The 3,225-nt window shown below is 55.2% G+C and carries 1 pseudogene; it reads left to right on the top strand.

What is annotated here, in order from left to right:
• A pseudogene (locus LBV24_RS14915) lies at window positions 1-3,225 on the top strand (hypothetical protein); the annotation flags it as partial.

Here is a 3,225-nt window from a genome sequence, read left to right on the forward strand (position 1 = left end):
GATGCCGATGGCGGCGTCGGTGCCTTGGCGAGTCCCTTCCCCAACACGGTGAACCCCCAGCCGATCTACGTGAGGGTGGAGACCATAGGCGATGCGACCTGTTACAGCGCCTCCGTGATGCCTGTTTTTGATCTGATAGTCAATCCAAGGGACGATGCGTCCTTTACGGTAACGCCTACCTGCGACGGCGCGACGGTCGACCAGCCGCTCGCAACGTCTGGCGGTACGTTTACGTTTAATCCTGCACCTATGGACGGTGCTACCATCGACCCGGTAACCGGAACGGTGACAAGCGGCAGTTCGGGGCAAACCTACACTATAGAATATACGACTACCGGCATCTGTCCTTCGATAAGTGCCCAGACCTTTAGCGTCAATATAACCGACGACCCTTCATTTGAAATGGACGCTACTTGCGATGGCGGAGCCGCGATAAACATTGCAGAGCCCGGCGGAACCTTTGCGTTCAACCCTGCACCTACGGATACAGCAGTAATAGATCTAAATACTGGTGAGGTAACTATGGCTACACCTGGTGCAACCTATACTATTGAATACACAACGAATGGTGCCTGCCCAGCAACAAATACTGAATTATTAGTAGTAAATGCACTAGATGATCCAAGTTTTGATTTAATCGCAACGTGCGATGGCGGAACCGCGATAAACATTGCAGAGCCCGGAGGAACTTTTATCTTTAATCCAGATCCAGCAGATGGGGCGGTTTTAGATGCAAATACTGGTACGATTACAAATGGTATTTCAGGAAGTTCATATTCTGTAGAATATACGACTAATGGAGTTTGTCCTCAATCTTTAATTCAATCAGTTACAGTTACAGCTGAAGATAATGCGACCTTCACGGTTGCACCGACTTGTGACGGCGGTATTGCCGTACCTGGGGCTATGGCAACGGCAGGCGGTACATATACATTCGATGTGCCTCCAACGGACGGCGCGTCGATCGACCCGATTACGGGAGAAGTTACTGGTGGTACACCAAGCACAACATATACGATTACATATACTACAACCGGAGTATGTGCAACAGCTTCAACTGTTTCATTTACATCCGATCCAATAGATGATGCCTCGTTCACGGTTGATCCGACCTGTGACGGAGGAGTAGCTGAAAACATAGCAACACCCGGAGGGACATTTGGTTTCAACCCTTTGCCTACGGACGGTGCGTCAATCGATGCAAGTACGGGAGAAGTTACTGGCGGTACGCCCGGAGAAACCTATAGCATAGAATACACGACAAGCGGCACTTGCCCGAACAGCAGTATTGTAACGTTTACGGCCAACCCATTGCCGACGGTAGTGGCCCCTGCCGCTCTGGAGGTCTGCGACGACGGCACTCCGGACGGGCTGACCTCCATTGACCTTGGCCTCAAGGACGGTGAGATCACGGGCAACAACCCGGGCTACGCGGTAAGCTACCACTTTGATCCGGCGGATGCCGTTTCCGGTGCCAACGCGCTTCCGGTCCCGTACGACAACATATCCAACCCTCAGACGGTCTACGTTCGTGTGGTGGACACTTCTACGGGCTGTTACGACACGGCGACGCTCGAGCTGGTAGTGGAGCAGGCACCAGTGACCTTTGACCCTGAGCCGTTGCGCTACTGCGACCCTGACAACGACGGCTTCGGCTTTTTCACGCTTACGGATGCCGATGCTGAGATCACGGGAGGCGCACCGGGCCTAACGGTAACCTACCACGAGACACCCGAGAATGCAGCCAGCGGTGCCGATGCCATAGATACCTCGGTGGACTACGGCAATATCATGGCCGACATGCAGACGCTCTACGCGAGGGTGGAGAGCACTACGATAGCAACGGACTGCTATACTATAGAGGAGCTCGAGCTAATAGTGGAGCCGACGCCACAGCTTGTAGAGCCCGAGCCCCTGGAGGAGTGCGACGATATCTCGGCGGACGGCTTTGCGCAGTTCGATCTGACATCTGTCGAGGCAGAGGTGCTGGGCGGTCAGGACCCGTTGCAGTACATGGTGAGCTATTACGAGAGCGAGGCGGACGCCGATATCCCGGACAATGCGATAGCGGTACCTACGGCCTATACGAACACTGTGGCTTTCAACCAGACCATATGGGTACGTGTTGACGACCCCAATACGGTGGCCGGCTGTTACAAGCTCACGGAGCTGGAGCTCATGGTAAACCCGTTGCCGTTCCTGACGGCGCCATCGCCATTGGAGCTCTGCGACTACAACGACCCGGGCGACGAGCAGGAGGCCTTCAACTTGGAGGGAGCCAGCCCGGAGATACTGAACGGCCAGGGCGGCATCGACCTGACCTACCACGAGACCCAGATGGACGCCGAGAACGGTAGTAGCCCTATAACGGGCCTTTATACGAACATGTCGAATCCCCAGACGATCTTTGTTAGGGGCGAGAACGCATTTGGTTGCGTTGCGTTTACGAGCGTTACGATCCGCGTGCTGCCTGTCCCGACGCCTACGCCGCCCGAGCAGATCCCTGCGCTGGAGCTTTGCGACGAGACGGTGATCAACGACGGGCTTGAGGTCTTCGACCTGACCGAGAACGAGATATTGATATTGAACGGCGAGGCCGGGGTAACGCCGACCTACCATACGACGCCAGAGGATGCGGACGCAGGTACCAATGCTATAGCGGACCCTGCCAACTATACGAATATGGGTACGGGAGGCACAGAGACGATCTACGTCAGGGTAACGAACGACGTTACGGGCTGTTTCACGGTAGTGGACTTTGGCATAATGGTAAACCCGTTGCCTGAAGTGGTAGCGGTGACCGACTTTATACTTTGTGAGCTCAATACCGACGGTTTTGACACGTTCGACCTTGAGAGCAAGGACGAAGAGGTGCTGGGCGGTCAGGACCCGTTGCAGTTTGCGGTGAGCTACCATGCGAGCCTTGCGGATGCCGAGGCAGGTGCAAATGCGCTTGCAAGCCCTTATACGAATACGAGCAACCCTCAGGAGATATTCGTTACGATAACCGATACGTCGACGGGCTGTACGATCTCCAGCCAGCGCTTTGACATCGAGGTGCAGGAGTCTGCACAGGCGAACCCAGACATGGAGGCGATCCTTTACGAGGAGTGCGACGACAACATGGAGGTGGACGGGAACCCGGCCAACGACAGCGTACAGTTCGACCTTTCGACCCAGGACGGCCAGGTTCTGGACGGCCAGGACCCGACGGGCTATATGGTT

Origin of the sequence: Winogradskyella vincentii (assembly GCF_020166345.1) — a bacterium.
GTDB lineage: Bacteria > Bacteroidota > Bacteroidia > Flavobacteriales > Flavobacteriaceae > Winogradskyella > Winogradskyella vincentii.